23 protein-coding genes are annotated in these 23,181 nt (G+C 63.9%); 10 read left to right on the top strand and 13 right to left on the bottom strand.

Annotation, left to right across the window (positions count from 1 at the left end):
* Window positions 1–184: 184 nt before the first annotated feature.
* Window positions 185–490 (bottom strand): DUF2288 domain-containing protein, encoded by a 306-nt coding sequence (locus tag JYG34_RS06025; RefSeq protein ID WP_213659879.1) that lies wholly within the window; start codon window positions 488–490, stop codon window positions 185–187.
* A 360-nt stretch (window positions 491–850) separates the two neighbouring features.
* Between JYG34_RS06025 and JYG34_RS06020 the strand changes: the two genes are divergently transcribed.
* From JYG34_RS06020 to JYG34_RS05990, 7 genes are all read left to right on the top strand, one after another.
* Window positions 851–1,966, top strand: coding sequence for a branched-chain amino acid ABC transporter substrate-binding protein (locus tag JYG34_RS06020; protein ID WP_213659878.1), 1,116 nt, complete (start codon window positions 851–853; stop codon window positions 1,964–1,966).
* Window positions 1,967–2,204: 238 nt separating this feature from the next.
* On the top strand, window positions 2,205–3,128 hold the full coding sequence (livH, locus tag JYG34_RS06015; protein ID WP_011532594.1) for a high-affinity branched-chain amino acid ABC transporter permease LivH: 924 nt from the start codon (window positions 2,205–2,207) through the stop codon (window positions 3,126–3,128).
* Window positions 3,125–4,381: a high-affinity branched-chain amino acid ABC transporter permease LivM gene (locus JYG34_RS06010; protein WP_213659877.1), complete on the top strand. Its 1,257-nt coding sequence runs from the start codon at window positions 3,125–3,127 to the stop codon at window positions 4,379–4,381. The genes livH and JYG34_RS06010 overlap by 4 nt, the downstream gene beginning before the upstream one ends.
* Window positions 4,378–5,145, top strand: a complete 768-nt coding sequence (gene livG, locus JYG34_RS06005; RefSeq protein ID WP_213659876.1) for a high-affinity branched-chain amino acid ABC transporter ATP-binding protein LivG — start codon at window positions 4,378–4,380, stop codon at window positions 5,143–5,145. The genes JYG34_RS06010 and livG overlap by 4 nt, the downstream gene beginning before the upstream one ends.
* The gene (locus JYG34_RS06000) at window positions 5,146–5,847 is read left to right on the top strand and encodes an ABC transporter ATP-binding protein (RefSeq protein WP_011532591.1); all 702 of its coding nucleotides are present in this window, start codon (window positions 5,146–5,148) and stop codon (window positions 5,845–5,847) included.
* A gap of 169 nt (window positions 5,848–6,016) precedes the next feature.
* Window positions 6,017–6,694 (top strand): COG3650 family protein, encoded by a 678-nt coding sequence (locus JYG34_RS05995; protein WP_213659875.1) that lies wholly within the window; start codon window positions 6,017–6,019, stop codon window positions 6,692–6,694.
* A 103-nt stretch (window positions 6,695–6,797) separates the two neighbouring features.
* On the top strand, window positions 6,798–8,405 hold the full coding sequence (locus tag JYG34_RS05990) for an NAD(P)/FAD-dependent oxidoreductase (protein WP_213659874.1): 1,608 nt from the start codon (window positions 6,798–6,800) through the stop codon (window positions 8,403–8,405).
* A 94-nt stretch (window positions 8,406–8,499) separates the two neighbouring features.
* Here JYG34_RS05990 and JYG34_RS05985 read toward each other — a convergent pair whose 3' ends face one another.
* On the bottom strand, window positions 8,500–8,964 hold the full coding sequence (locus JYG34_RS05985; RefSeq protein ID WP_198744839.1) for a glycine zipper 2TM domain-containing protein: 465 nt from the start codon (window positions 8,962–8,964) through the stop codon (window positions 8,500–8,502).
* Between the two features lie 148 nt (window positions 8,965–9,112).
* Here JYG34_RS05985 and JYG34_RS05980 point away from each other — a divergent pair, with 148 nt between their 5' ends.
* A complete protein-coding gene (locus JYG34_RS05980) occupies window positions 9,113–9,343 on the top strand; it encodes a hypothetical protein (RefSeq protein WP_213659873.1) in 231 nt (76 codons plus the stop codon).
* Between the two features lie 30 nt (window positions 9,344–9,373).
* Here JYG34_RS05980 and pdxH read toward each other — a convergent pair whose 3' ends face one another.
* From pdxH to dinG, 5 genes are all read right to left on the bottom strand, one after another.
* Window positions 9,374–10,021: a pyridoxamine 5'-phosphate oxidase gene (gene pdxH, locus JYG34_RS05975; protein WP_213659872.1), complete on the bottom strand. Its 648-nt coding sequence runs from the start codon at window positions 10,019–10,021 to the stop codon at window positions 9,374–9,376.
* A gap of 19 nt (window positions 10,022–10,040) precedes the next feature.
* Window positions 10,041–11,009 carry an OmpA family protein gene (locus tag JYG34_RS05970; protein WP_213659871.1) on the bottom strand — a complete coding sequence of 323 codons (969 nt, stop codon included), beginning with the start codon at window positions 11,007–11,009 and terminating at the stop codon, window positions 10,041–10,043.
* Between the two features lie 99 nt (window positions 11,010–11,108).
* The gene (locus JYG34_RS05965; RefSeq protein ID WP_213659870.1) at window positions 11,109–12,254 is read right to left on the bottom strand and encodes a serine hydrolase domain-containing protein; all 1,146 of its coding nucleotides are present in this window, start codon (window positions 12,252–12,254) and stop codon (window positions 11,109–11,111) included.
* A gap of 134 nt (window positions 12,255–12,388) precedes the next feature.
* The gene (locus JYG34_RS05960) at window positions 12,389–14,608 is read right to left on the bottom strand and encodes a beta-galactosidase (RefSeq protein ID WP_213659869.1); all 2,220 of its coding nucleotides are present in this window, start codon (window positions 14,606–14,608) and stop codon (window positions 12,389–12,391) included.
* An 80-nt stretch (window positions 14,609–14,688) separates the two neighbouring features.
* Window positions 14,689–16,833: an ATP-dependent DNA helicase DinG gene (gene dinG / locus JYG34_RS05955; protein WP_213659868.1), complete on the bottom strand. Its 2,145-nt coding sequence runs from the start codon at window positions 16,831–16,833 to the stop codon at window positions 14,689–14,691.
* A gap of 98 nt (window positions 16,834–16,931) precedes the next feature.
* On the opposite strand from dinG, the gene JYG34_RS05950 reads away from it, so the two are divergent.
* Complete coding sequence (locus tag JYG34_RS05950) at window positions 16,932–17,396, top strand: CopD family protein (protein WP_213659867.1); 465 nt, start codon at window positions 16,932–16,934, stop codon at window positions 17,394–17,396.
* 84 nt (window positions 17,397–17,480) lie between these two features.
* Here JYG34_RS05950 and JYG34_RS05945 read toward each other — a convergent pair whose 3' ends face one another.
* Window positions 17,481–18,263: a class I SAM-dependent methyltransferase gene (locus JYG34_RS05945; RefSeq protein WP_213659866.1), complete on the bottom strand. Its 783-nt coding sequence runs from the start codon at window positions 18,261–18,263 to the stop codon at window positions 17,481–17,483.
* A gap of 94 nt (window positions 18,264–18,357) precedes the next feature.
* Here JYG34_RS05945 and JYG34_RS05940 point away from each other — a divergent pair, with 94 nt between their 5' ends.
* A complete protein-coding gene (locus tag JYG34_RS05940; protein ID WP_213659865.1) occupies window positions 18,358–18,978 on the top strand; it encodes an energy transducer TonB in 621 nt (206 codons plus the stop codon).
* Between the two features lie 395 nt (window positions 18,979–19,373).
* Here JYG34_RS05940 and JYG34_RS05935 read toward each other — a convergent pair whose 3' ends face one another.
* From JYG34_RS05935 to adk, 5 genes are all read right to left on the bottom strand, one after another.
* The gene (locus JYG34_RS05935; protein WP_213659864.1) at window positions 19,374–20,204 is read right to left on the bottom strand and encodes an isocitrate lyase/PEP mutase family protein; all 831 of its coding nucleotides are present in this window, start codon (window positions 20,202–20,204) and stop codon (window positions 19,374–19,376) included.
* Window positions 20,205–20,234: 30 nt separating this feature from the next.
* A complete protein-coding gene (locus JYG34_RS05930) occupies window positions 20,235–21,104 on the bottom strand; it encodes a DUF72 domain-containing protein (RefSeq protein WP_213659863.1) in 870 nt (289 codons plus the stop codon).
* A 3-nt stretch (window positions 21,105–21,107) separates the two neighbouring features.
* Window positions 21,108–21,398, bottom strand: coding sequence for a hypothetical protein (locus tag JYG34_RS05925; protein WP_213659862.1), 291 nt, complete (start codon window positions 21,396–21,398; stop codon window positions 21,108–21,110).
* Between the two features lie 131 nt (window positions 21,399–21,529).
* Entirely contained in the window at window positions 21,530–22,204 is a 675-nt protein-coding gene (gene tsaB, locus JYG34_RS05920; protein WP_213659861.1) for a tRNA (adenosine(37)-N6)-threonylcarbamoyltransferase complex dimerization subunit type 1 TsaB, read from the bottom strand.
* Between the two features lie 90 nt (window positions 22,205–22,294).
* Entirely contained in the window at window positions 22,295–22,945 is a 651-nt protein-coding gene (gene adk / locus JYG34_RS05915) for an adenylate kinase (protein ID WP_213659860.1), read from the bottom strand.
* Window positions 22,946–23,181 lie beyond the last annotated feature (236 nt).

The raw sequence follows: 23,181 nt of genomic DNA, 5'->3' as shown, positions 1-23,181 counted from the left end.
ACGATACCTGTGGGAGCGGTTTACCCGCGAACGGGCTGCGCAGCAGCCCCAGTTACGCATGCCGTAAACTGTTACCGCCCCGCCAAATCACCCCGCCACTGTTACCAACTTCCACCTTACGTGAGCGTCAACGCGCACCAGCGCGAGGCGCCTGTGCATTTTCACGCACTAAAAAAGCGCGTGCTTATTCCGCTTTCTTCGCCTGGATCACGATGAACGGCGAAACCACCACCGCCCAGATCTCTGGATCGCGGGTTTGCAGGTCGAGCGCCTGCTCGGCGGAAACCGGCCCGACAGTGCCATCACTACGCCACTTGGCGAAGATCTCGCTGCGATTCTCGGCCATCGCCTCGGCAACGGCGATCAGGTCGAGGCTGGGGTCGACCCAAATCAGGTCACCCTTGGCCCAGAAACGCTCCAGGGCTTTCCACTCGATGACGGCGGTCTCGCCGAGCAATTTGGCATAGAGGGTGCTTACTTGATCAGTCATGGGTTTACCTGCGCAAAGAATCGACCAACAAAAAAGGTCGGCATTTTTGCAGAAAAACCCGGTTTCAAATACGTAATTTGGTCGATCCGGCCCGAGTTTGTGGGGACGGGCCGAAGATGCAGGCAAATTGATGGCGCTTTTCTGTATCTTTATGTCGATCAGGCGACACCCCTCGAGACAGACGCTTTTCGCCCGCTTTTCAAGCGCTCGGACGGCGCTCTACACTGTACCGGTACAGTTCCGGGACATGTTCCGGGGGAAGGCGGGCTTACGGCATGGCGTAGCCAGGCCGCGAATCCCGCCCGGTCTGTAGCCCTGGCCTCAGGACTATAAGAATTACAACAGAATGAGTGGAGCACTATGATCAAGATTTCCAAGCTGTTTGCCGCAATGGTTCTGGCCGGGGTTGCCAGCCATTCGTTTGCCGCCGATACCATCAAGATCGGTATCGCCGGGCCGAAGACCGGTCCCGTGACTCAATACGGCGACATGCAGTTCACCGGTGCCAAGCAAGCCATCAAGGACATCAACGCCAAGGGCGGCGTCGACGGCAAGATGCTCGAAGCCAAGGAATACGACGACGCGTGCGACCCTAAACAGGCCGTGGCCGTCGCCAACAAAGTGGTCAACGATGGCGTCAAGTTCGTGATCGGCCACCTGTGCTCCAGCTCCACCCAGCCTGCGTCCGACATCTACGAAGACGAAGGCGTGATCATGATCACCCCCGCCGCCACCTCGCCGGAAATCACCGCCCGTGGCTACAAGCTGATCTTCCGCACCATCGGCCTGGACAGCGCCCAGGGCCCGGCCGCCGGCAACTACATCGCCGACCACGTCAAACCGAAAGTGGTCGCCGTCCTGCACGACAAGCAGCAGTACGGTGAAGGCATCGCCACCGCGGTCAAGCAGACGCTGGAGAAGAAAGGCACCAAGGTGGCCGTCTTCGAAGGCCTGAACGCCGGTGACAAGGACTTCTCCTCGATCATCCAGAAGCTCAAGCAGAACAACGTCGACTTCGTCTACTACGGCGGCTACCACCCGGAGCTGGGCCTGATCCTGCGCCAGGCGCAAGAGAAAGGCCTGAAAGCCAAGTTCATGGGCCCGGAAGGCGTGGGTAACGACTCCATCTCGCAGATCGCCCAGGGCGCCTCCGAAGGCCTGCTGGTCACCCTGCCGAAGTCGTTCGACACCGACCCAGAGAACAAGGCCATCGTCGACGCCATCAAGGCCGACGGCAAGGACCCGAGCGGTCCGTTCGTGTTCCCGGCCTACTCTGCGGTCGAGTTGATCGCTGGCGGTATCAAGGCGGCCAAGTCCGAGGACACCACGAAGGTGGCCGAAGCGATCCACGCCGGCACCTTCAAGACCCCGACCGGCGAGCTGTCGTACGACGCCAAAGGCGACCTGAAGGACTTCAAGTTCGTGGTCTACGAATGGCACTTCGGCAAGCCGAAGACCGAAGTCTCCCCTCAGTAACTGCGTGACTAATAGCTGACCGAGAAGCCCACTGTGCGAGCAGTGGGCTTTGTTTTACGAGGTTCTATGGACCTGATTCCCGCGATCCGGGAGCCGGTTCACCTGAAAATCTTAAAACCGTCACCCGCGGTTTCCTGGCAGTGCCCGCACAACGATCACGTGGCGAAGACCGCGAGAACAAATGGGCCCGGGTCACCCCCGCCAGAGAAATGCAAATCAGGTTTTTAGGAGCGCTGTAATGCCTGAGATCTACCACTTCCTCCAACAACTGGTTAACGGATTGACCATCGGCAGTACCTACGCCCTGATCGCCATCGGTTACACGATGGTGTACGGCATCATCGGCATGATCAACTTCGCCCACGGCGAGGTGTACATGATCGGCTCCTACGTGGCCTTCATCGCCCTCGCCGGGCTGGCCATGATGGGCATCCACTCCCTGCCGATCCTCATGACCGTGGCCTTCGTCGCCACGATCTGCGTCACCAGTGCCTACGGCTACAGCATCGAACGGGTCGCCTACCGGCCGCTGCGCAACAGCAACCGGCTGATCCCGCTGATCTCCGCCATCGGCATGTCGATCTTCCTGCAGAACACCGTCCTGCTGTCGCAGGACTCGAAAGACAAGTCCATCCCCAACCTGATTCCCGGCGCCTTCTCCTTCGGCCCGGGCGGCGCGGAGGAAGTGCTGGTCTCGTACATGCAGATCCTGGTGTTCGTGGTCACGCTGATCGCCATGACCTGCCTGACCCTGTTCATCTCCCGCTCCCGCCTCGGCCGCGCCTGCCGCGCCTGCGCCGAGGACATCAAGATGGCCAACCTGCTGGGCATCAACACCAACAACATCATCGCCCTGACCTTCGTCATCGGCGCCGCGCTGGCGGCGGTGGCGGCCGTGCTGCTGAGCATGCAGTACGGGGTGATCAACCCCAACGCCGGCTTCCTGGTGGGCTTGAAAGCCTTCACCGCGGCGGTATTGGGCGGCATCGGCAGCATCCCGGGCGCCATGCTCGGCGGGCTGGTGCTGGGCGTGGCCGAAGCCTTCGGCGCCGACATCTTCGGCGACCAGTACAAGGACGTGGTGGCATTCGGTCTCTTGGTTCTCGTCCTGTTGTTCCGGCCGACCGGCATCCTGGGCCGCCCGGAGGTTGAAAAAGTATGAACAGAAATCTCAAACAGGCGTTCTTCAGCGCCTTGCTGGTCTGGGCCGTGGCCTTCCCGGTACTGGGCCTGAAACTCAGCATCGACGGCATCAGCCTGGCCGTGCACAGCCAGGGCCCGTTCACCCTCACCGTCATCGCCGTGTGCTCGGTGCTGATGTTCCTGCGTGTGCTGTTTGACAAGCAGTGGAGCGCGGTGATGGGCCGCCGCTCGGACCGCAAGCTGGTACCGCCTGCGGTGACCAACTTCCTCACCCTGCCCAAGACCCAGCGCTGGGTCATCATCGGGCTGATCGTCGCGGCGCTGATCTGGCCGTTCTTCGGCTCCCGCGGCGCGGTCGACATCGCCACCCTGATCCTGATCTACGTGTTGCTGGGCCTGGGCCTGAACATCGTGGTCGGCCTGGCGGGCCTGCTCGACCTGGGTTACGTGGGCTTCTATGCCGTCGGCGCCTACAGCTACGCCATGCTCTCCCACTACCTGGGCTGGAGCTTCTGGGTGTGCCTGCCGATTGCCGGCCTGATGTCTGCCACCTTCGGCTTCCTGCTCGGTTTCCCGGTGCTGCGCCTGCGCGGCGACTACCTGGCGATCGTCACGCTGGGCTTCGGCGAGATCATCCGCCTGTTCCTGCGCAACCTCACCGACTGGACCGGCGGCCCCAACGGCATCAGCAACATCCCCAAGCCGGAGTTCTTCGGCCTGACCTTCGAACGCCGCGCCGCCGAGGGCATGCAGACCTTCCACGAGTTCTTCGGGCTGGAATACAACTCGATCAACAAGGTCATCTTCCTCTATCTGGTGGCCCTGCTGCTGGCGTTGCTGGCGCTGTTCGTCATCAACCGCCTGCTGCGCATGCCGATCGGCCGCGCCTGGGAAGCGCTGCGTGAAGACGAGATCGCTTGCCGCGCGCTGGGCCTGAACCCCACCGTGATCAAACTCTCGGCATTCACCCTGGGTGCCTGCTTCGCCGGTTTCGCCGGCAGCTTCTTCGCCGCCCGCCAAGGGCTGGTGACACCGGAGTCGTTCACCTTCATCGAGTCGGCGATCATCCTCGCCATCGTCGTGCTGGGCGGCATGGGTTCGCAACTGGGCGTGATTCTCGCGGCCATCGTGATGATCCTGCTGCCGGAAATGATGCGTGAGTTCAGCGAATACCGGATGCTGATGTTCGGTGCGCTGATGGTGTTGATGATGATCTGGCGTCCGCAAGGCCTGCTGCCTATGCAACGTCCGCACATGGAGCTGCCTCGATGAGCCGCGAAATTCTGCAAGTCAGCGGCCTGAGCATGCGCTTCGGCGGCTTGTTGGCGGTCAACGGCGTGGGCCTGACCGTCAAGGAAAAACAGGTGGTGGCGCTGATCGGCCCGAACGGTGCCGGCAAGACCACGGTGTTCAACTGCCTCACCGGCTTCTACAAACCGAGCGGCGGCACCATCCTGCTCGACGGCCAGCCGATCCAGGGCCTGGCCGGCCACCAGATCGCCCGCAAGGGCGTGGTGCGGACCTTCCAGAACGTGCGCCTGTTCAAGGAGATGACCGCGCTGGAAAACCTGCTGATCGCCCAGCACCGCCACCTCAACACCAACTTCTTCGCCGGCCTGTTCAAGACCCCGAACTTCCGCCGCAGCGAGAAGGAGGCCATGGAACGCGCGCAGTACTGGCTGGAGAAGGTCCACCTGACCGAGTTCGCCAACCGTACCGCCGGCACCCTCGCCTACGGCCAGCAACGGCGCCTGGAAATCGCCCGCTGCATGATGACCCAGCCGCGGATCATCATGCTCGACGAACCGGCCGCGGGCCTGAACCCCAAGGAGACCGAGGACCTCAAGGCCCTCATCGCCTACCTGCGCGAATCCCACAACGTGACCGTGCTGCTGATCGAGCACGACATGAAGCTGGTGATGAGCATTTCCGACCACATCGTGGTGATCAACCAGGGCACGCCCCTGGCCGATGGCACGCCGGACGAGATCCGCGGCAACCCTGATGTGATCAAGGCCTACCTGGGGGAGGCGTAAATGCTGAAGTTCGAGAACGTTTCCACCTTCTACGGCAAGATCCAGGCGCTGCACAGCGTCAACGTCGAGATCAACCAGGGCGAGATCGTCACCCTGATCGGCGCCAACGGCGCCGGCAAGTCGACGCTGCTGATGACCCTCTGCGGCTCGCCCCAGGCGAGCAGCGGCAGCATCAAGTACCTGGGCGAGGAACTGGTCGGCCAGTCTTCTTCGCACATCATGCGCAAGAGCATCGCGGTGGTGCCGGAAGGTCGCCGCGTGTTCTCGCGCCTGACGGTCGAGGAAAACCTGGCCATGGGCGGTTTCTTCACCGACAAGGGTGACTACCAGGAGCAATTGGACAAGGTCCTGCAGTTGTTCCCACGCCTGAAGGAACGCTATATCCAGCGTGGCGGCACCATGTCCGGTGGCGAGCAGCAGATGCTGGCCATCGGCCGGGCATTGATGAGCAAACCGAAACTGTTGTTGCTCGACGAGCCGTCGCTGGGCCTGGCGCCGATCATCATCCAGCAGATCTTCGACATCATCGAACAACTGCGCCGCGACGGCGTGACGGTGTTCCTGGTGGAACAGAACGCCAACCAGGCGCTGAAGATCGCCGACCGCGCCTATGTGCTGGAAAACGGCAAGGTGGTGATGCAGGGTACCGGTGAAGCACTGTTGACCGACCCGAAGGTGCGCGACGCGTACCTCGGGGGCTAAACGATCAAAGGGCCTTCGGGCCCTTTTTTCTATCTGCCAGAAAGCATCGCCGGTACCGGCCCTTTCGCGGCTTTAGCCGCGAGAGGGCCGGTACAAGGTTCACTTGTGATCACCGCCCAGCATGGGTACCGTGTCCCGCTATTTTGCAAAAAATCCCGGAGCCCGCCCCATGCGTCTCACCCCTTCCCTGCTGCTCACTGCCCTGCTGCCCCTGTTCGCCGGCTGCCAGGTGCTGGCCGAAAAACCGGTCGACCCGAACCTGGGCACCACCCGCATGCAGGGCGAACTGAGTGCGGCCGGCGGCCACCTGTTGTTCAAGCCCTGTAGCGAAAGCCGTCGCTTCATCGTCAACGACGCCGCCGCGACCGGTATCCTGCAAGAAGCCGCGAACCTGGCCGACGACGCCGGTGACAAACTGTTCGCCGATGTCCGTGGACGCCTGGCCGGCAGCAAGCAGGCAGGCAGCGACGGCCAGCTCGACGTGACCCGCCTGTACCGCCTTGAATCCTCCGAACACCCAGGCTGCGAAGACCCGAACTTCAAGCAACTGACCCTGCGCGCCGGCGGCCATGAGCCGGACTGGGACATCAAGGCCAGCGGCAAGGGCATGGTGCTCAACCGCATCGGCCAGGACCCACTGCCGCTACCTTATCTGGAAGAGGAAATGCCTGGCGGCGGCTTGAGCTTGTCCAGCGAAGCCAACGGCCAGCACATCGAACTGTGGGTCGCGCCGCAGCGTTGCGTCGATGGTGCCACCGGTGCCATCCGCCATCTCAAGGCCGAGCTGCGCATCGACGGCAAGACCCTGCAGGGCTGCGCCTACTATGGCGGTGCCCGCGACCTCTGATCGCCAGGTGCTTTTATCCTGCCAGTCGGGGCGGCTAACAGCTTATACTTGGCGGTTTGTGTAAAGCCGCCGGCCGCCCATGGCCGGGATACTGGACCCTGCCATGCTACGAATCACCGAACTGAAGCTGCCCCTGGACCACTCCGACGACGAGCTGCGCGCCGCCATCGTCCAGCGCTTGGGGATCAGCGACGCGCAACTGCTCGGCTTCACCCTGTTCAAGCGCAGCTACGATGCGCGCAAGAAGAACAGCGAGCTGCTGTTCATCTACACCATCGATCTCGAAACCAGCAATGAAGCCGAACTGCTGCGCACCTTCGCCGACGACCCGAAGGTCGGCGTCGCGCCGGATGTCAGCTACAAGTTCGTCGGCCACGCGCCGAACGAGCTGCAGGAACGCCCGATCGTGGTCGGCTTCGGCCCTTGCGGTATCTTCGCCGGCCTGTTGCTGGCACAGATGGGCTTCAAGCCCATCGTCCTCGAACGCGGCAAGGAAGTACGTCAGCGCACCAAGGATACCTGGGGCCTGTGGCGCAAGAGCGTGCTCAACCCCGAATCGAACGTGCAGTTCGGCGAAGGCGGCGCCGGCACCTTCTCCGACGGCAAGCTGTACAGCCAGATCAAGGACCCGAACCACCACGGCCGCAAGGTGCTGGAAGAGTTCGTCAAGGCGGGCGCCCCGGAAGAAATCCTCTACATCAACAAGCCGCACATCGGTACCTTCCGCCTGACCAGCATGGTCGAGAAGATGCGTGAGGAAATCATCACCCTGGGCGGTGAGGTGCGCTTCGAGCAGAAGGTTACCGACCTGCTGATCAACGGCGAGCAGCTCACCGGCGTGGTGCTGCAAAGCGGCGAACAGCTGCATTCGCGTCATGTAGTCCTGGCCCTGGGCCACAGCGCCCGCGACACCTTCCGTATGCTCCACGCCAAAGGCGTGTTCATGGAAGCCAAGCCGTTCTCGGTCGGTTTCCGAATCGAGCACCCGCAGTCGCTGATCGACAAGGCACGCCTGGGCAAATACGCCGGCCACCCGAAACTCGGCGCCGCCGATTACAAGCTGGTGCACCACGCCAAGAACGGCCGTTCGGTGTACAGCTTCTGCATGTGCCCGGGCGGTACCGTCGTCGCCGCCACCAGCGAGCCTGGCCGTGTGGTCACCAACGGCATGAGCCAATACTCACGCAACGAGCGCAATGCCAACTCCGGTATCGTTGTCGGTATCGACCCCGAGCGTGACTACCCGGGCGGCCCACTGGCCGGCATCGAGTTGCAGGAGCGTCTGGAAGCCCACGCCTATGTGATGGGTGGCAGCAACTACCAGGCCCCCGCGCAGTTGGTGGGTGACTTCGTCGCTGGCCGCCCGTCCACGGCACTGGGCAGCGTCGAACCCTCCTACAAACCCGGCGTCACCCTCGGTGACCTGGCACCGAGCCTGCCGGACTTCGCCATCGAGGCGATCCGTGAAGCGCTGCCGGCCTTCGACCGCCAGATCAAGGGCTACAACCTGCACGATGCGGTGCTGACCGGCATCGAGACGCGCACCTCATCGCCACTGCGCATCACCCGCGGCGCCGACTTCCAGAGCCTCAACCTCAAGGGCCTATTCCCGGCAGGTGAAGGCGCGGGCTATGCCGGTGGCATTCTCTCGGCCGGCGTGGATGGCATCCGTATCGCCGAGGCGGTAGCTCGGGACATGCTCGGCCTATAACCGATTCGCGGGCCTGCCCGCGAAGATGGTGGAACAGGCAAATGAAAACCCCGAACAGGCCAGGCCCGTTCGGGGTTTTCTTTACGAGCGGCGATCAGTGAGTGACGCGGCTGGTGCCATCAACCGTCATGATCCGCACACGCTCGCCCACGCGGAAAACTTCGTTCTGCTGCACTTGCTGCACATAGGCGCGCATGCTGCCATCGTCTTCGCGCACGGTGATCTCGACGCCCTGTGTGCGGGTCAGGCCTTCTTCTGCAGCGGAGCCCGCCAGGCCACCGGCCACGGCACCGATCACGGCTGCGACGATACTGCCACGGCCACCACCGACGGCGCTGCCGGCGACTCCACCGACGATAGCGCCGGCACCACCACCGATCGGGGTCTTGGTGCCTTCGATCTTCACCGGACGCAGGGATTCGATGGTGCCCATGCGCACGGTCTGCACGCGGCGGGCCTCATCACGGGAGTAGCTGTCGCCGGTCAGCGACGATTGGCAGCCGCCCAGCAGCAGCGACACGGTGGTGAAGCTGGCCAGCAGCAAAGCGGATTTACGCATGGGGTAATCTCCAAAAGTTACAGGTGCTCATTAGACGCTTCGTCTTGACTGCTGTCACGGCGCAAACGTTATAAATTTGTTCTCATTCAGCTCTGGTACAGCCACAACGGGCTGTGAAGCCGGCTCAAACGTTGGACCAAGGATAGCCATGGATTACTTCATCGTCGTCATCGTGACCGCCACGGGCCTGTATTTCCATTGGTGGCTGTACGTGCGCATGCGCCGCTGGATGGACCGCGACCTGGCGTTGTCGCTGGCGGGGGAGGATCCGGGCAAGCGTGAATACATGCTTGGGTTGTTGGAGCGGGCGCGGGCGGAGAAAGTCAGCCGCAAGGAGCTGGCGGCGTGGCTGGAGCGGGAATCGGTGGGGTATCGGTGAAACGGGGGCTGCTTTGCAGCCCCGTTTGATTCAAGGGGCCAGGCGCTCGCGCTGCCATTGGCCATCGACCAGGCGATAGTTCAGCCGATCATGCAAGCGACTGGCCCGCCCCTGCCAGAACTCGATGCGCTCCGGCAACAGGCGGTAACCGCCCCAATGCTCGGGGCAATGGGGTTGCGTGTCGGAGAAGCGCGCCTCAGTCGCCTTGACCAGCCCCTCCAATTCCTCACGGTCAGCAATCACCCGGCTCTGCGGCGACGCCCAGGCCCCCAGGCGGCTACCCATAGGGCGCACCTGGTAGTAGTCATCGGACTCCTTGGCCGTCACCTTCTCCACCCGCCCTTCGATACGCACCTGACGCTCCAGCGCCGGCCAGAAGAACGTCATGGCGGCGAAGGGATTGGCCGCGATGTGCTGGCCCTTGGCGCTTTCGTAGTTGGTGAAGAAGGTGAACCCCCGCGCATCGAGGGCCTTGAGCAACAGTACCCGGCAATGCGGACGGCCATCGGCATCCACCGTGGCCAGGGTCATGGCGTTGGCTTCCACCGGCAGCTGCTCGGTCTTCACCGCGTCGGCGAACCATTGATGGAACAGCGCGAACGGCTCCCCCGGGGCCTGGGCTTCGGCCAGGCCATCACGGGTGTAGTCGCGGCGCATATCGGCCAGGGATTGGGTCATGGCTGCGTTTCCTTGACGATCAGTTGGTCTTCGCAGGGCTGTTGGCGGCGACTTTCTTGTCGGTGGCGGCCTTCTTCGCGGCTGGCTTGGCCGGAGCGGCTTTCTTCTTCGCGGCGGTGCTGGCCTTGGCCGGCGCCTTGGCCTTGGCAGCAGGTTTCTTCACGGCTGGCTTGGCGGCTGGCTTGGCGGCCACGGGTGCCTTGGTTTCCTGGGTGGCAACCATCGACGCCGGAGCTGGGGCCGGAGCCGCCTGCTGGTACTTGGCCAACAGGGCGACCATGGTGTTCTGTGGGGTCAGCAGCATTTCGACGCGACGGTTCAGGGCACGGCCCTCGGCGCTGTCGTTGGCGGCACGTGGCATCACCGAACCCATGCCCTTGAGCATCAGGCGATCACGCTGCAGGCCGCTGAGGCGGAAGATTGCCGACACCGAAGCGGCGCGCTCGAGGCTGAGCTTCTGGTTGGCCGCGGTGGCGCCGCTGCTGTCGCCATGGCCGAGGATCAGCACGGCTGTTTTGGTATCGGTTTCAATGACCTTGGCCACCTGGGTGATCGGACCAAGGGTGATCGGCAGCAGCATGTTCGGGCGGTCCGGGTTGTACGCGCTGTCCACCGGGATGGTCACCGCCAGCACATCTTCGCGGCGCTCGAGCTCGAGCTTGCTGCCCTTGATGGCTTCACGCACCTTGGGCTCGTACTGGTCGAGCCAGGCTTGGGTGGCCTTCTGGTCGATCTTCGGTACGGCCGCGGCCGCCGGTTTCTTCTCCTCGGAACCAAACGGCCACCACCAGCGGCTGCTGCTCTCGGACTTGGCATCAGCCTTGGCCACGTTCTCGGTGACGGCGGCCTTCACTTCCTGTTCGGCGACCTTGTCGGAACCGAAGGGCCACCAGCTCAGGCTGCTTTCCTTGGATGCGTCCTGGGAGTGGCTGGCACAGCCGGTCATGGTCAGGCACAGGGCAAGTGCTAAGGTTTTATGTGAAGACATCAGCGATACACCATGAAATTGAAAGAAATTTTGCCCACACGCATCAGGCGTTGGCATTGAGGATAGTCAAAGGGCCCGGGCAATACCCGCATTACCCGATCAAAGGCAACTGCCAAGGATATGCACCAGTTGTTGGGCGCGCGGGTCCATCAGCACGTAAGGGCCAAGCGTGTTGGTGACAAAGCCGAAGGCCACGTCATGTTCAGGGTCGGCGAACCCGACCGAGCCACCCGCGCCCGGGTGACCGAAGGCGCGGCCACCGAGGCCGAATGTGGCATTCGCCACGTCGGGCTGGTCGAGCATGCAGCCCAGGCCGAAACGCGTCTGGGTCAGCAAGGTACGGTCCTGGCCCAGGCTGTGTTCGCGGGTCAGTTCGTCGAGCAGATCGGATTCCAGCAGGCTGCCATCGAGCAAACCGGCGTAGAAACCCGCCAGGCTGCGCGCATTGCCATGGCCATTGGCTGCGGGTTGCTGCATGCGCCGCCATTCCGGCTTGTTGGTGCTGGTCAGGATGGCCGGCGGGTTGGTGAAGGCACGGGTCGACAGTGCCTCGGGCTCGCGCATCGTCACCTGCAGCAAACGTTGTGCCGCAGCGTCGCCTGGGTTGCCCTTGCCGCGGGCGATGTGCGCCACGCGATGAAATTCTTCGTCTGCCAGGCCGATATGGAAGTCCAGCCCCAACGGCCGGGCGGTGCGGGCCACGATGGACTCGCCCGGGCCACGGCCATCGGCGCGGCGGATCAGCTCGCCGATCAACCAACCGTAGGTGATGGCGGCGTAGCCATGCTCGGTGCCAGGCGTCCACCAGGGGGTCTCTGCGGCCAGGGCATCGACCATCGCCTGCCAGTCATACAGCGCTTCGGCCGGCAGCAACTCGCGAATCGCCGGCAGGCCAGCACGGTGGCTGAGCAGTTGGCGCAGGGTGATGGTCTCTTTGCCAGCCTGGGCGAACTCCGGCCAGTAGCGGGCCACGGGGGCGTCGAGGGCCAGCTTGCCCTCACCCACCAGTTGCAGGGCAGTGACGGCGGCGAAGGTCTTGGTGCAGGAAAACAGGTTGGCGATGGTGTCGCTGTGCCAAGCCTCGCGGCCGTCCTTGTCGGCGCTGCCGGCCCACAGGTCGACCACGGTTTCCCCGCCGACCTGGATGCACAAGGCCGCACCACGCTCCTGGGGATCCTCGAACAACGCGGCGAAGGCATCGCGCACCGCCTCGAACTTCAGCTCATAGTGACCCTGGATCTGCACCCGACTGCTCTCCGTACGACCTAACGTGCAAAAGCGTGCATTGTTTCAGCAGTTGGCCGTTTTGCAAACTGAATGTGGCTGGATGGTCATGAAGAAAAGTCGACAATCCGAGGGCGTGACACCCCCGGACTCGTTCAGTGGCTGGGTTTGTCCAGCGTGTCGCGCAACTGACCGATGGCCTGCAGGTTGCTCCGGCGTACCGCCTCGACAAACCCCGGATAAGCCACGTCGGTAATGGCCACCAGCCCCAGGTGGCCATTCTCGCCATCGAGCAGACGGCCACTGGCGGGTTGGTCGAGGTACTGGAACCAATGCGCACCCACGATCATCGGCTGGGCCAGGGCAGCCTTGAGGAAGTTGGCGTAGGCCAGCCCACGGTCCTCTTCACGGGCAACCTCCACCGGGCCTGGCCAGAACGGGCCACGATCACGAGAACCGAACTGGAACTCCGAGACCAGCACCGGCTTGTCCAACTCGGCCAGGCGTGCGAAGTCGTAGCCGTCCTCGGGCTTGAGGGTATAGAAGTTGAAACTCAGCACATCGCAGAACTCGGCGCAGGCCTTGACCGCTTCGGGCGTGCTCACCGCATAGCGACCACCCAGGAGCATGTGGTTGGGTGCATGCCATTTCAGCGCATCGGAGATGGTCTTGAAGTAGGTTTCGGCGAACACCTGCTGGAAGTACTGGTAGTCACGCTCGATTTCCGGATGCTCCGGGTTGGGCAGCGGGGCCTCGAAACCCGGGTCTTCCATCAGTTCCCAGGCCGTCAGTTCGATGCCCCAGGCCTTGGACAACCCTTCCTGGTTGCGGTACTTGTCGCGCAACTGTTTGAGGAAAGCGCGCTTGGCGGGCACGTCGGTGGTCAGGCGCAAGGTGCCATATGCCAGGCCATAGCGGGCTTTGGGATCTTCGCCCGGCGCGGCCCAGGCCAGTTCGTTGTCGGCGAAGTAGCCGATCAGCCAGGGGTCGTCACGGTGGTCACGGGCGGCGATGGCCACGGCACGCTCGGTGGCCATGGCAAAGCGTGGGTCGAATGGGTCGGGCATGCGCCCCCACCAATCCATGCCGGTGCTGATACTGGCGTAATCACCAACGATCGCCAGCGGCAGGGTGTAGGGCATACGCTTGACCTGGGTGAAGGCCGCGTCGCTCCAGTTGCCGAGGGTATTGAAGCCCCAAGCCTGCAGGCGGTCGAGGGTATGTCCCTGCCAGCGTTGCGCATCGAAAGCCAGAGGCGGGCATTGGGCGCCTGGAACACAGGGCTGGCCATGGGTGCGTTGCAGATTGGCCGCATAGAAGTCGAACCAGCGCCCCTGCTTGAAGTTGCGCCCCTGCGACGAGGCATTGCCATCGTCGTTGTTGCCCTCGCCATAGTAAGCAGCAAATGCGTCGCCCTCCCCTGGCAAGGCCTTGAACATGCCTTCACGCCCCGCCACGTAGGTGCGGCCACCGTCGGCGGCCACGGCATTGACCCCCAGCGAGTAGAATGGGTGGCCGTCAGGGGTGACCAGGTACCAGCGCCCTTCGCGCTTTTCGGCGCGGAAAAATCCCTTGGCCTCGAACGCCTGCCCTGCCAGCAGACCGCCATAAGGGTCCAGACCCTGCTTGTCCCGCTCGGCCAGCCAGCGCTTGAGCACGGATTGTTCACGGTTGCCGGCCGCCTTGAGCTGATCGTCGCTGGCGATCTTCTCTGGCCACCGCGCTCGGGTGGACTGGCCGTAGACGTCGATCAACTCGCTGTAGGCCGCCTTGAATGCCAAGTCGTCGTCCTGCAAACCGACCTTTTCGATCAGCAGGCTCTGGGCCACCTTGGGGTTGGGGATGGTCAGGCTGAGCGAGGTGACCTGCTTGAGATCGGCTTCCCCCGTGCTGCTGGTCAGCAGCAGGCGCTGCCCTTCGAAGGCCCAGGGCATCGGAGGCCCGGCACGCATCCCCTGGCTCAGCGGCGAACTGGCCTTGAGCGGAATCATCACGGTCTGCGCAGGCCCCGCCGGCAGGTCGATGCGGCTGCTGAGCGTGCGACCGTCGCTGCTCTGCACGGTCACATCGACGGTCAGGGCCCAGTCCATGGCGCTTTGCAGGCGTAGCGTGAGGGCCTGGACGCTGGTCCAGTCCCAGGCACCGACCTGGGGGCTCAGGCGCAACGTCGGTTGCGCCACCGGATTGAACACCACGCGCCGCAACGCCTCGCCTTCGGCTGTTTGTTCCGCGTTGTACTGCGGCATCCCGGCATCTTGAGTGGTTACGTTCACGACCGAGGCAGGGCGGACAAAACTGAACAGCGTCTGTTGCCCGGCCAGCGAAGGGGCACTGAACAACAGGGTTAGCAAGGCAGGCAGGGTACGGCGAATCATGGGGCGGTTGCTCTCCTTCAGAGCCCTGCTGGGCTCACGACCGGACTTTGACAACGTGCCGGGGCGCAATACTCCGGCAGTCAGCTGATTTCCCGCCGGAAGGGCGGGAGTGCATTGAGGATAGCCTTGCCGTAGCGCTGGGTGACCAGGCGCCGGTCGAGCAAGGTGATGACGCCACGGTCCTGCTCGGTGCGCAGCAGGCGGCCGCAGGCCTGGATCAGGCGCAGCGAGGCATCGGGCACCGCGATCTCCATGAACGGGTTGCCACCCCGGGCCTCGATCCACTCGGCCAGGGCCGCCTCGACCGGGTCGTCGGGCACGGCGAAGGGAATCTTGGCGATGACCACGTGCTCGCAATAGGCACCGGGCAGGTCGACCCCTTCGGCGAAGCTGGCGAGACCGAACAGCACGCTGTGCTGGCCGTCGTCGACCCGCGCCTTGTGCTTGTTGAGCGTCTCCTGCTTGGAGAGATTGCCCTGGATCAGCACCAGCTTGCGCCAGTCACGGTCCAGGCCGTCGAACACATCCTGCATCTGTTTGCGCGAAGAGAACAGCACCAGCGCGCCACGGGCCTCCTCGACGATGGTCGGCAGTTCACGAATGATCGCCGCCGTGTGGGCGGTGGCGTCCCGCGGGTCGGCGCCGAGGTCGGGCACTCGCAGCAGGCCGGCGTCACCATGCACGAACGGGCTGGGCACCACGCAGGTGACCGCGTCGCGGGGCAGGCCCGAACGCATGCGGAAACGGTCGAACTTGCCCAGGGCGGTGAGCGTAGCCGAGGTGACCAAGGCGCCGTGGGCAACGTTCCACAGGCTCTTGCGCAGCATTTCGGCGGCGAGGATCGGACTGGCATTGACCTCGATATCGAACAGTGCGCCGGACTCAGCCAGGGTTAGCCAGCGGGCCATGGGCGGGCTGTCTTCCGGGTCTTCGGCGGTGAAGGCGGTCCACAGCTCCCAGTTGCCCTGGGCTCGGGTCACGAGGCTGCCGAACAGCGGGTACCACTCTTCGGCCTGGTGACTGGCGATGCCGATATTGTTCTCGCCATCCATGCCTTCCTTGAGCAGGTCGGCCAGGCGCGTGAACAGGTCGTTGAGGCGGGCGAACCCCTTTTTCAGCTCGATACCGACTTCGCGGATCTGCTCGGGCACCACGCCGCCTTCGAAGCGGTAACGTGGGCGATCACGCCCCTCCATGTCCTCGCCGGCGCGGAAGTCGGCGACCTGCTCGCAAAGGGTGAACATGAACTGCTGTTGCGTGCGCACTTCGCGGGCCAGCTCCGGCACCTGCTCGATGTACCGGCCCAGATCGCCCGGCAGCGGGTGCTGGGCCAGCAGCTTGGTGAGGTTCTTGGCGGTCTGTTCCAGCCAGTCGGCGGTGGAGCGCAGGCGCGAATAATGGGCGAAGTGGCCTATGGCCTTGTCTGGCAGGTGGTGGCCTTCGTCGAACACATACATCGTGTCGCGCGGGTCGGGCAGCACGGCACCGCCGCCAAGGGCGAGGTCGGCCAGGACCATGTCGTGGTTGGTGACGATCACATCGACCTTGCCCATGCCTTCGCGAGCCTTGTAGAACACGCACTGCTGGAAATTCGGGCAGTGTCGGCCGGTGCACTGGCTGTGGTCGGTGGTCAGGCGTGCCCAGTCCTGATCCTCGATGGCTTCGGACCAGCTGTCGCGGTCGCCGTCCCAACGATTACCGGCGAGCTTCTCGATCATGCTGTTGAACAGCTTCTGGCTGCGCTCGTCGACCTCGATGTGAAAGCCTTCCTCCTCGAACAGCTGGGCGGTGGCCGACTGCGCGTGGCCTTCCTGCAGCAGGATGTCGAGCTTGGAGAGGCACAGGTAACGCCCCCGCCCCTTGGCCAGGGCGAAGCTGAAGTTCAGCCCGCTGTTACGCATCAGGTCGGGCAGGTCCTTGAACACGATCTGTTCCTGCAGGGCCACGGTCGCGGTGGCGATCACCAGGCGCTTGCCGGCGGCCTTGGCGGCGGGAATCGCGGCCAGGCTGTAGGCGACCGTCTTGCCGGTACCGGTACCGGCCTCCACCGCCACCACGGCGGGCTCGCCGGCGCGGCGCCCTTCGTCGTCGCAGGCGATGTCACCGAGCACCTTGGCGACTTCGGCGATCATCAGGCGCTGGCCGTAGCGTGGCTTGAGGCTTTTGGCTTCGAGGAAACGCGAGTAGGCGCCCTGGATGGTGGCTTTGAGTTCGTTGCTGATCATGGTCTGCAGGCGCCCGGAGGGCTGGATATATTTTCAGTGTTTCGCATGGGCCGGCTATCATACCCCGCTATTGCCCTTTGTGCCGCATGGAGATCCCGATGCTCGCCTTTGCCCTGCCCTACACCCTGCACTTGCTTGCCGCCCTGGTCTGGGTCGGCGGTATGTTCTTCGCCTGGCTGGTGCTGCGCCCAGCCACGGTTGCCGCCCTCGAAGGGCCGGCGCGCCTGCGGTTGTGGGTGGAAGTTTTCCAGCGGTTCTTCAGATGGGTCTGGCTGGCGGTTGCGGTGCTGGCTGTCAGCGGAGTGGGCATGATTCATCTGCGCTTTGCCGGCTTCGAGACGGCGCCCCGGTACGTGCAGGTGATGATCGGTGGCGGGATCGTGATGTTCGCCTTGTTCATGCGGATCCAGTCGTTGCTGCTGCCGGAGTTGCGGGCCGCTGTGCAGGCTGAGGATTGGGCGTTGGGGGCCGGGGTCCTGGGGCGGATTAGGCGGATGGTGGGGGTCAACCTGGCGATCGGGCTGTTGGTGGTGGCGGTGGCAGGGTCGCGGGTGCTGGTTTGAGGTTGGGTTTGGCCGGGACTTTCAGATGTTCGGCGCCGCAACTCGACGGTCGAACACCTTGAAAGAGCCGGCCAAAAGGGCGAATTACCCCTTCAGCGCCTTCTTGGGATAGATATCGTACCGACTCGATTTCCCCTCCAGGCTGTGACTCGGCTTCACCCCCTCGATGATCGGCGCCTTGCGCGGCCGCTTGACCACCACCCGGTGCGACGCCAACGCCAGGGCCGCCTCAAGCAAGGCAGGCGCATCCAGGTCATCTCCGACCAAGGGCCTGAACACCCGCATCTCCTTCTTCACCAGGGCACTCTTGTCCCGATGCGGGAACATCGGATCGAGGTAGATCACTTGCGGCGCCTCCCCCTCCCAGGCCCGCATCCGCTCGATGGCATTGCCCGTCAGCAAGCGCATGCGCTCGACAATCCCACCCACTTCAAGATCACCCCGCGCCCGCGCCAACCCATCCTCAAGCAGCGCGGCAATCAATGGCTGGCGCTCGATCAGCGTCATCTGGCAGCCCAGGCTGGCCAGCACGAACGCATCCTTGCCAAGCCCCGCAGTCGCATCCAGTACCTGCGGCCGAACACCCTGGGCGATACCGACCGCCTTGGCGATCATCTGCCCGCTGCCGCCGCCGTACAGCCGCCGATGCGCCGCCTGCCCCTCGACGAAGTCCACCCGCACCGGCCCGGGCGCCTGTGGCCCCAACTGCTGGACCTGCAGGCCATCGACGCCGACCTGCACGGCAAAGCCGGCCTCGTCGTCGATCATCGGCAAGCCCAGCCGCTGCGCCCAAGCCTGGGCCTGCGCCTGGAACTCGGGGGCCAACGCCTCGACCCTGATACCTGTGCCCTGTTCTTGCTCTGCCATCCGTTCCCGCACTCGAAAAAATTAATGAAACCCCGGCCACGGCCGATACACGCAGTATCCGCTATTCTGCCAGAGCACAACGCGCGCGACTGCCATGTCAGATACTCTCCCCATCGGCTTGACCTACCTGTCGCCTGTCGGCAACTACGGTCGGCAGAATACCCAGGCACTGGGTGGCGTCAGCCACCTGTGGCAGGATTTCTTTGCCCGCGCCATGGCCGAGCAGCAAGGTGCCGCAACCGACGATTTCAACCTGGCGTTGGTGCAGTACGACCAGCAAAGCGGCGAACCCATCGGCGGCGCCAAGGCCCTGGCCTTGATCGACGCCCAGCGCGCCCTGCCGGTGCAGGACACCGAGGTGACACCACCCGAGCCCCTGTTCCTGCCCAAGGCGGAGCTCGAAGCCAACCTGCTGGAGCCCGCTGCGGAGCCCTACAGCACGGTTGAACTGATCGAACAGCAGCGCCAGCTCGACCTGAACAACAGCTGGTTGCGCCCGCTAGTGATGAGCCAGGGCCACCCCCTTCCCGAGCCTGGCCCGGCCCCCTCGCCCCGCCCCTTGTTCCTGCCGATCGCCGAGTTCGAGATGAACCTGCTCGACCCGGCACCGGAACCCTTCGACGCGCCCACCCTCGCCAAGCAGCAGAACGAACTGGAGTTCGATACCCACTGGGCGCGCCCGGTGGTTCTCAACAACGTTCGCGTGCAGGCCTGAGCGCTCTCAACCACCAGCCCGTTTTAGGTGTTTGGCCACAAGGTTATTGATCAGTGGTGGCGGCGAGGCGCTTGGCGATGGCCTTGCAGCGGTCTCGAGATCGAGCGCCGCCCGCGCGGCGCATCGCGGATGAATCCGCTCCTACATCTGTTGCAACGTGCCGCACCTGTCAGGCCATGGTTGCCAGCCTTGGCGCATGGCTTGAATGAGGCGGGGCGGCGGTAGCGCCAGCCGATAAACCGCGTGTTGCCAACAAGGCGAACACCGGTGCACTCCCAGGCATGGCTGGACCGAAACAAACGTAGGAGCGGATTCATCCGCGATGCGCCGCGCGGGCGGCGCTCGATCGCCAGAGCACTGCAACTCTAACGGCGAGCACCTTGAACGCACTGGCTTTAACGACGAAACAGCCCATTGAGCTCGGCGAACGGCAAGGTCTGCTCACCATAGGTAAACGTACCCTGCTCGCGGATTTCCTGCGCCGCCCGCTGGAAAGCACCCAATGCGGCGCGCGCCAGTGACGACCCCACGCTGATGCGCCGTACCCCCAGGTCCTGCAATTGATTCACGCTCAGCGCCACACCCGGCATGCCCATCAGCACATTCACCGGCTTCGGCGCCACCGCCTGGACCACCGCGCGGATTTCATCGACGCTGCGCAGGCCAGGGGCGTACAGCACATCGGCGCCAGCTTCGGCATACGCCTGCAAGCGCTTGATGGTGTCATCCAGGTACAGGCGCCCATGCAACAGGTTTTCAGCGCGGGCACAGAGGGTGAAAGGGAATGGCAGGCTGCGTGCGGCCTGCACCGCTGCGCGCACCCGGGCGACGGAAAGCTCGAAGTCGTAGATGGGCACATCGCTACGGCCGCTGGCATCCTCGATCGAACCGCCAACCAGGCCCACCCCGGCGGCGCGCAAAATGGCCTGGGCGCAGTCTTCGGGCAGGTCGGCGAAGCCATTCTCCAGGTCCGCGGCCACTGGCAAAGGCGTGGCGTCGACAATCGACTGGGCGTTCGCGAGGGTTTCATCAAGGGTCAGGGCGCCTTCCGCATCCGGCCGCCCCAGGCTGAACGCCAGGCCCGCGCTGGTACTGGCCAGCGCCTCGAAGCCCAGGCTCGCCAGCAGCTTGGCGGAGCCGGCATCCCACGGGTTGGGGATGACGAACGCGCCCTCACGCTCATGCAACGCCTTGAAGGCCTCGGCTCGCAGGGTTTGCACATCCATGGTCCAACCTCCGGCAAATGAACAGTGTGGTCAGAGTAGCCCTAGTTGTTCGACCTCTGGAGCGCGAGGCAATTCCGGCAACCCGGCCAACCCAGGCAAGCGCACCATCAGGCGCTGATGAAAGTGCTGGGCCAGGGCGGCGGCCAGGCGGTTGTCCGAAGTATGCAGGAACATGTATGGGCTACGACCCTCCTCGATCCAGGCCGCGACCTTGTCGACCCAGGGGGTGAGGAAGGTATCGTTGGCGGCCAGCTCGGGGTGGCCGATGAAGCGCACCTGCGGGTGCAGGCTGAAGGCGCAAGGGCGCGGCGGTACCTTGGGCTTCTTGGACTGGGCATGCAGCACACCGGGGTCACGCGAAGTGCAGCTGAACAGGGCCCGTGGGTCCAGGCAGATACGTTCAACCCCGCGGTCATGCAGCAACCGGTTGAGCTGGCGCTCTTCCTCACCCCGGGCGAAGAACGCATCGTTGCGTACCTCCACGGCCACCGGCACGCCGATCTCGTCGAGAAAATGGGCCAGTTCACCCATGCGCGCCGGACCGAACTGCGCGGGCAACTGCAGCCAGTAAGGTGATACCCGCTCCCCCAGCGGCGCCATCAGGCGAGTGAAGTCGATAGCCGAATCGAGCTGGGCACGCAGATCACCCCCATGACTGACATCGCCGGGAAACTTGGCGGTAAATCGAAATCCGGGCGGCATGACCTGGGCCCAGCGCTCCACCGTGGCGGGCGCAGGACGGGCATAGAAGGTGGTGTTGCCTTCAACGGCATTGAACACCTGGCTGTACAGGCCAAGAAATTCAGTGGGGCGGGAATCGGTGGGGTACAGGTAATCGCGCCAGGCGTTTTCGCTCCAGGACGGACAACCGAGGTAGTAAGGGAGGGGTGATGGTGTCATCCATCAAATGTACAGGTCCAGCCCCAGCACTTCCATCTCCCAGTCGGTGAAGCCCGCAGTGGTGAGATAGCTGGCCAGGGCGGTGGAAGTGCGCCGGTCACGGGCACGGGGGAAGATCAGGTCCTGCTGGCGGGCTGGCAGGTTGCTGCCACGGCTTTTGCTACGGGCCACCTGGACCTCGACTTCGTCGATGATCTCGGCATCGGCCTCATCGACGGCTTCATCACGCACCGACGCCTTGCGCGGTGCGCGCTTGATGGGGTAGCTATGCGAGGAAAAGCCGTCGATACGCATGGACTGGGCACTCAGGATCAATGATGGCAATTTAGCAGCATCAGGGATCCATCGCTAATGCCCGAACTGATAACTGGACCACAGTTCGCGCAAAAGGTTTTATCTCGAACGGCGATAGCCGACGAAATGCCTCAGCGCGCCTTGGGCGTAGCTACATTATCGCGCAGGTACACCGGTTGCGCCTGCTCGGCGGCGACGGCCTCGCCTCGGTTCCAGGCGCCGGTGGCCAGGCTGAGGATATCCAGGGCGTTGGGCAATGCCGCCGCATCGCTGGCGCCGACTTGCGCCGCCAGACGCTCGGCGTAGCCCCAGCCGGTGCCTGCGCCGAACCACTCGCCACCCAAACCTTCCGGCAGCACCACGCGCTCCGGTGGCAGCACCATTTCCTGGCCGATCAGGCGCATCTCGCCCTGCTGCGCCTGGTAGCAACCCCAGTACACCTCGTCCATGCGCGCATCGATGGCCGCCGCCACCTGCTGCACGCCACGCTCGCGCAACGCGCCCTGGGCCAGGGCGGCCAGGTTCGATACCGGCAACACCGGACGCTCCAGGGCGAAGGCCAGCCCCTGGACCACGCCGATGGCGATGCGCACGCCGGTGAAAGCACCTGGCCCACGACCAAAGGCGATGGCATCGACGGCGCTCAATGGCACACCAGCGTCAGCCAACAACTGCTTGATCATCGGCAGCAGCTTCTGCGCATGCATACGCGGGATGACCTCGTAGTGACTGGTCACCTTGCCGTCATGCAGCAGGGCAACGGAACAGGCTTCGGTGGCGGTATCCAGGGCCAGCAGGGTGGTCATCGAACGCGGTATCCAAGCGACAGGGGAAAAAGAGCGGCAGTATAAACGACAACGGCCCGCAAGCGGGCCGTCGTGACGCACGGTGTTGGATCAGCTCAGGGCTGCCAGCACCTTGGCGGTGATCGACTCGACCGAACCGACACCTTCGATGTGGCTGTACTTCGGCTTGCCGGCGTTCGCGGCCGACAGCTTCTGGTAGAAATCCACCAGCGGTTTGGTCTGGCTGTGGTAGACCGACAGGCGATGACGCACGGTTTCTTCCCGGTCGTCGTCACGCTGGATCAGCTCTTCACCGGTGACATCGTCCTTGCCTTCGACTTTCGGCGGGTTATAGACGATGTGGTAGGTGCGGCCCGAAGCCAGGTGTACACGGCGGCCCGCCATGCGGCCGACGATTTCTTCGTCGTCCACGGCGATCTCGACCACGGCGTCGATGTCGACACCGGCGGCGACCATGGCTTCAGCTTGCGGGATGGTGCGCGGGAAGCCGTCGAACAGGCAGCCTTTGGCGCAATCCGGCTGGGCGATGCGCTCCTTGACCAGGCTGATGATCAGCTCGTCGGAGACCAGCTGGCCGGCATCCATGACTTTCTTGAGTTCCAGGCCAAGCGGAGTACCGGCCTTGACGGCGGCACGCAGCATGTCACCGGTGGAGATCTGGGGAATACCGAACTTCTCGGTGATGAACTTTGCCTGAGTACCTTTACCGGCCCCGGGAGCTCCCAGCAGAATTACGCGCATCTTGTGCTCCTCATATTTTTCTATGCAAATCAACGGATTCGGCGCACAAGGCCAACTCCGGAAAATCGGACGAGACCGCAAAATCGGTCAAAAGGCTGCTCAAGATACACAGCGCCCGCCCCCCCGACAAGCGTCCCAAAGTGGCAGGAACGCGCCAATCGCGGCCTGCCGGGGTGCGGGTTGCGCCCGGCGCAACCCGCCATCCCTGCCCTGCCCGACAGCGGCAGGCACAACCC

This window comes from Pseudomonas entomophila, assembly GCF_018417595.1.
In the GTDB taxonomy this organism is placed as follows: domain Bacteria; phylum Pseudomonadota; class Gammaproteobacteria; order Pseudomonadales; family Pseudomonadaceae; genus Aquipseudomonas; species Aquipseudomonas entomophila_C.
Note: the sequence above shows the minus strand (reverse complement) of the source record. Positions and strands in the feature narration are given on the sequence as shown.

Coding starts and splice junctions, on each gene's coding strand:
- JYG34_RS06025 (WP_213659879.1), bottom strand. CDS start 490: ATGACTGATCAAGTAAGCACCCTCTATGCCAAATTGCTCGGCGAGACC.
- JYG34_RS06020 (WP_213659878.1), top strand. CDS start 851: ATGATCAAGATTTCCAAGCTGTTTGCCGCAATGGTTCTGGCCGGGGTT.
- livH (WP_011532594.1), top strand. CDS start 2,205: ATGCCTGAGATCTACCACTTCCTCCAACAACTGGTTAACGGATTGACC.
- JYG34_RS06010 (WP_213659877.1), top strand. CDS start 3,125: ATGAACAGAAATCTCAAACAGGCGTTCTTCAGCGCCTTGCTGGTCTGG.
- livG (WP_213659876.1), top strand. CDS start 4,378: ATGAGCCGCGAAATTCTGCAAGTCAGCGGCCTGAGCATGCGCTTCGGC.
- JYG34_RS06000 (WP_011532591.1), top strand. CDS start 5,146: ATGCTGAAGTTCGAGAACGTTTCCACCTTCTACGGCAAGATCCAGGCG.
- JYG34_RS05995 (WP_213659875.1), top strand. CDS start 6,017: ATGCGTCTCACCCCTTCCCTGCTGCTCACTGCCCTGCTGCCCCTGTTC.
- JYG34_RS05990 (WP_213659874.1), top strand. CDS start 6,798: ATGCTACGAATCACCGAACTGAAGCTGCCCCTGGACCACTCCGACGAC.
- JYG34_RS05985 (WP_198744839.1), bottom strand. CDS start 8,964: ATGCGTAAATCCGCTTTGCTGCTGGCCAGCTTCACCACCGTGTCGCTG.
- JYG34_RS05980 (WP_213659873.1), top strand. CDS start 9,113: ATGGATTACTTCATCGTCGTCATCGTGACCGCCACGGGCCTGTATTTC.
- pdxH (WP_213659872.1), bottom strand. CDS start 10,021: ATGACCCAATCCCTGGCCGATATGCGCCGCGACTACACCCGTGATGGC.
- JYG34_RS05970 (WP_213659871.1), bottom strand. CDS start 11,009: ATGTCTTCACATAAAACCTTAGCACTTGCCCTGTGCCTGACCATGACC.
- JYG34_RS05960 (WP_213659869.1), bottom strand. CDS start 14,608: ATGATTCGCCGTACCCTGCCTGCCTTGCTAACCCTGTTGTTCAGTGCC.
- dinG (WP_213659868.1), bottom strand. CDS start 16,833: ATGATCAGCAACGAACTCAAAGCCACCATCCAGGGCGCCTACTCGCGT.
- JYG34_RS05950 (WP_213659867.1), top strand. CDS start 16,932: ATGCTCGCCTTTGCCCTGCCCTACACCCTGCACTTGCTTGCCGCCCTG.
- JYG34_RS05945 (WP_213659866.1), bottom strand. CDS start 18,263: ATGGCAGAGCAAGAACAGGGCACAGGTATCAGGGTCGAGGCGTTGGCC.
- JYG34_RS05940 (WP_213659865.1), top strand. CDS start 18,358: ATGTCAGATACTCTCCCCATCGGCTTGACCTACCTGTCGCCTGTCGGC.
- JYG34_RS05935 (WP_213659864.1), bottom strand. CDS start 20,204: ATGGATGTGCAAACCCTGCGAGCCGAGGCCTTCAAGGCGTTGCATGAG.
- JYG34_RS05930 (WP_213659863.1), bottom strand. CDS start 21,104: ATGACACCATCACCCCTCCCTTACTACCTCGGTTGTCCGTCCTGGAGC.
- JYG34_RS05925 (WP_213659862.1), bottom strand. CDS start 21,398: ATGCGTATCGACGGCTTTTCCTCGCATAGCTACCCCATCAAGCGCGCA.
- tsaB (WP_213659861.1), bottom strand. CDS start 22,204: ATGACCACCCTGCTGGCCCTGGATACCGCCACCGAAGCCTGTTCCGTT.
- adk (WP_213659860.1), bottom strand. CDS start 22,945: ATGCGCGTAATTCTGCTGGGAGCTCCCGGGGCCGGTAAAGGTACTCAG.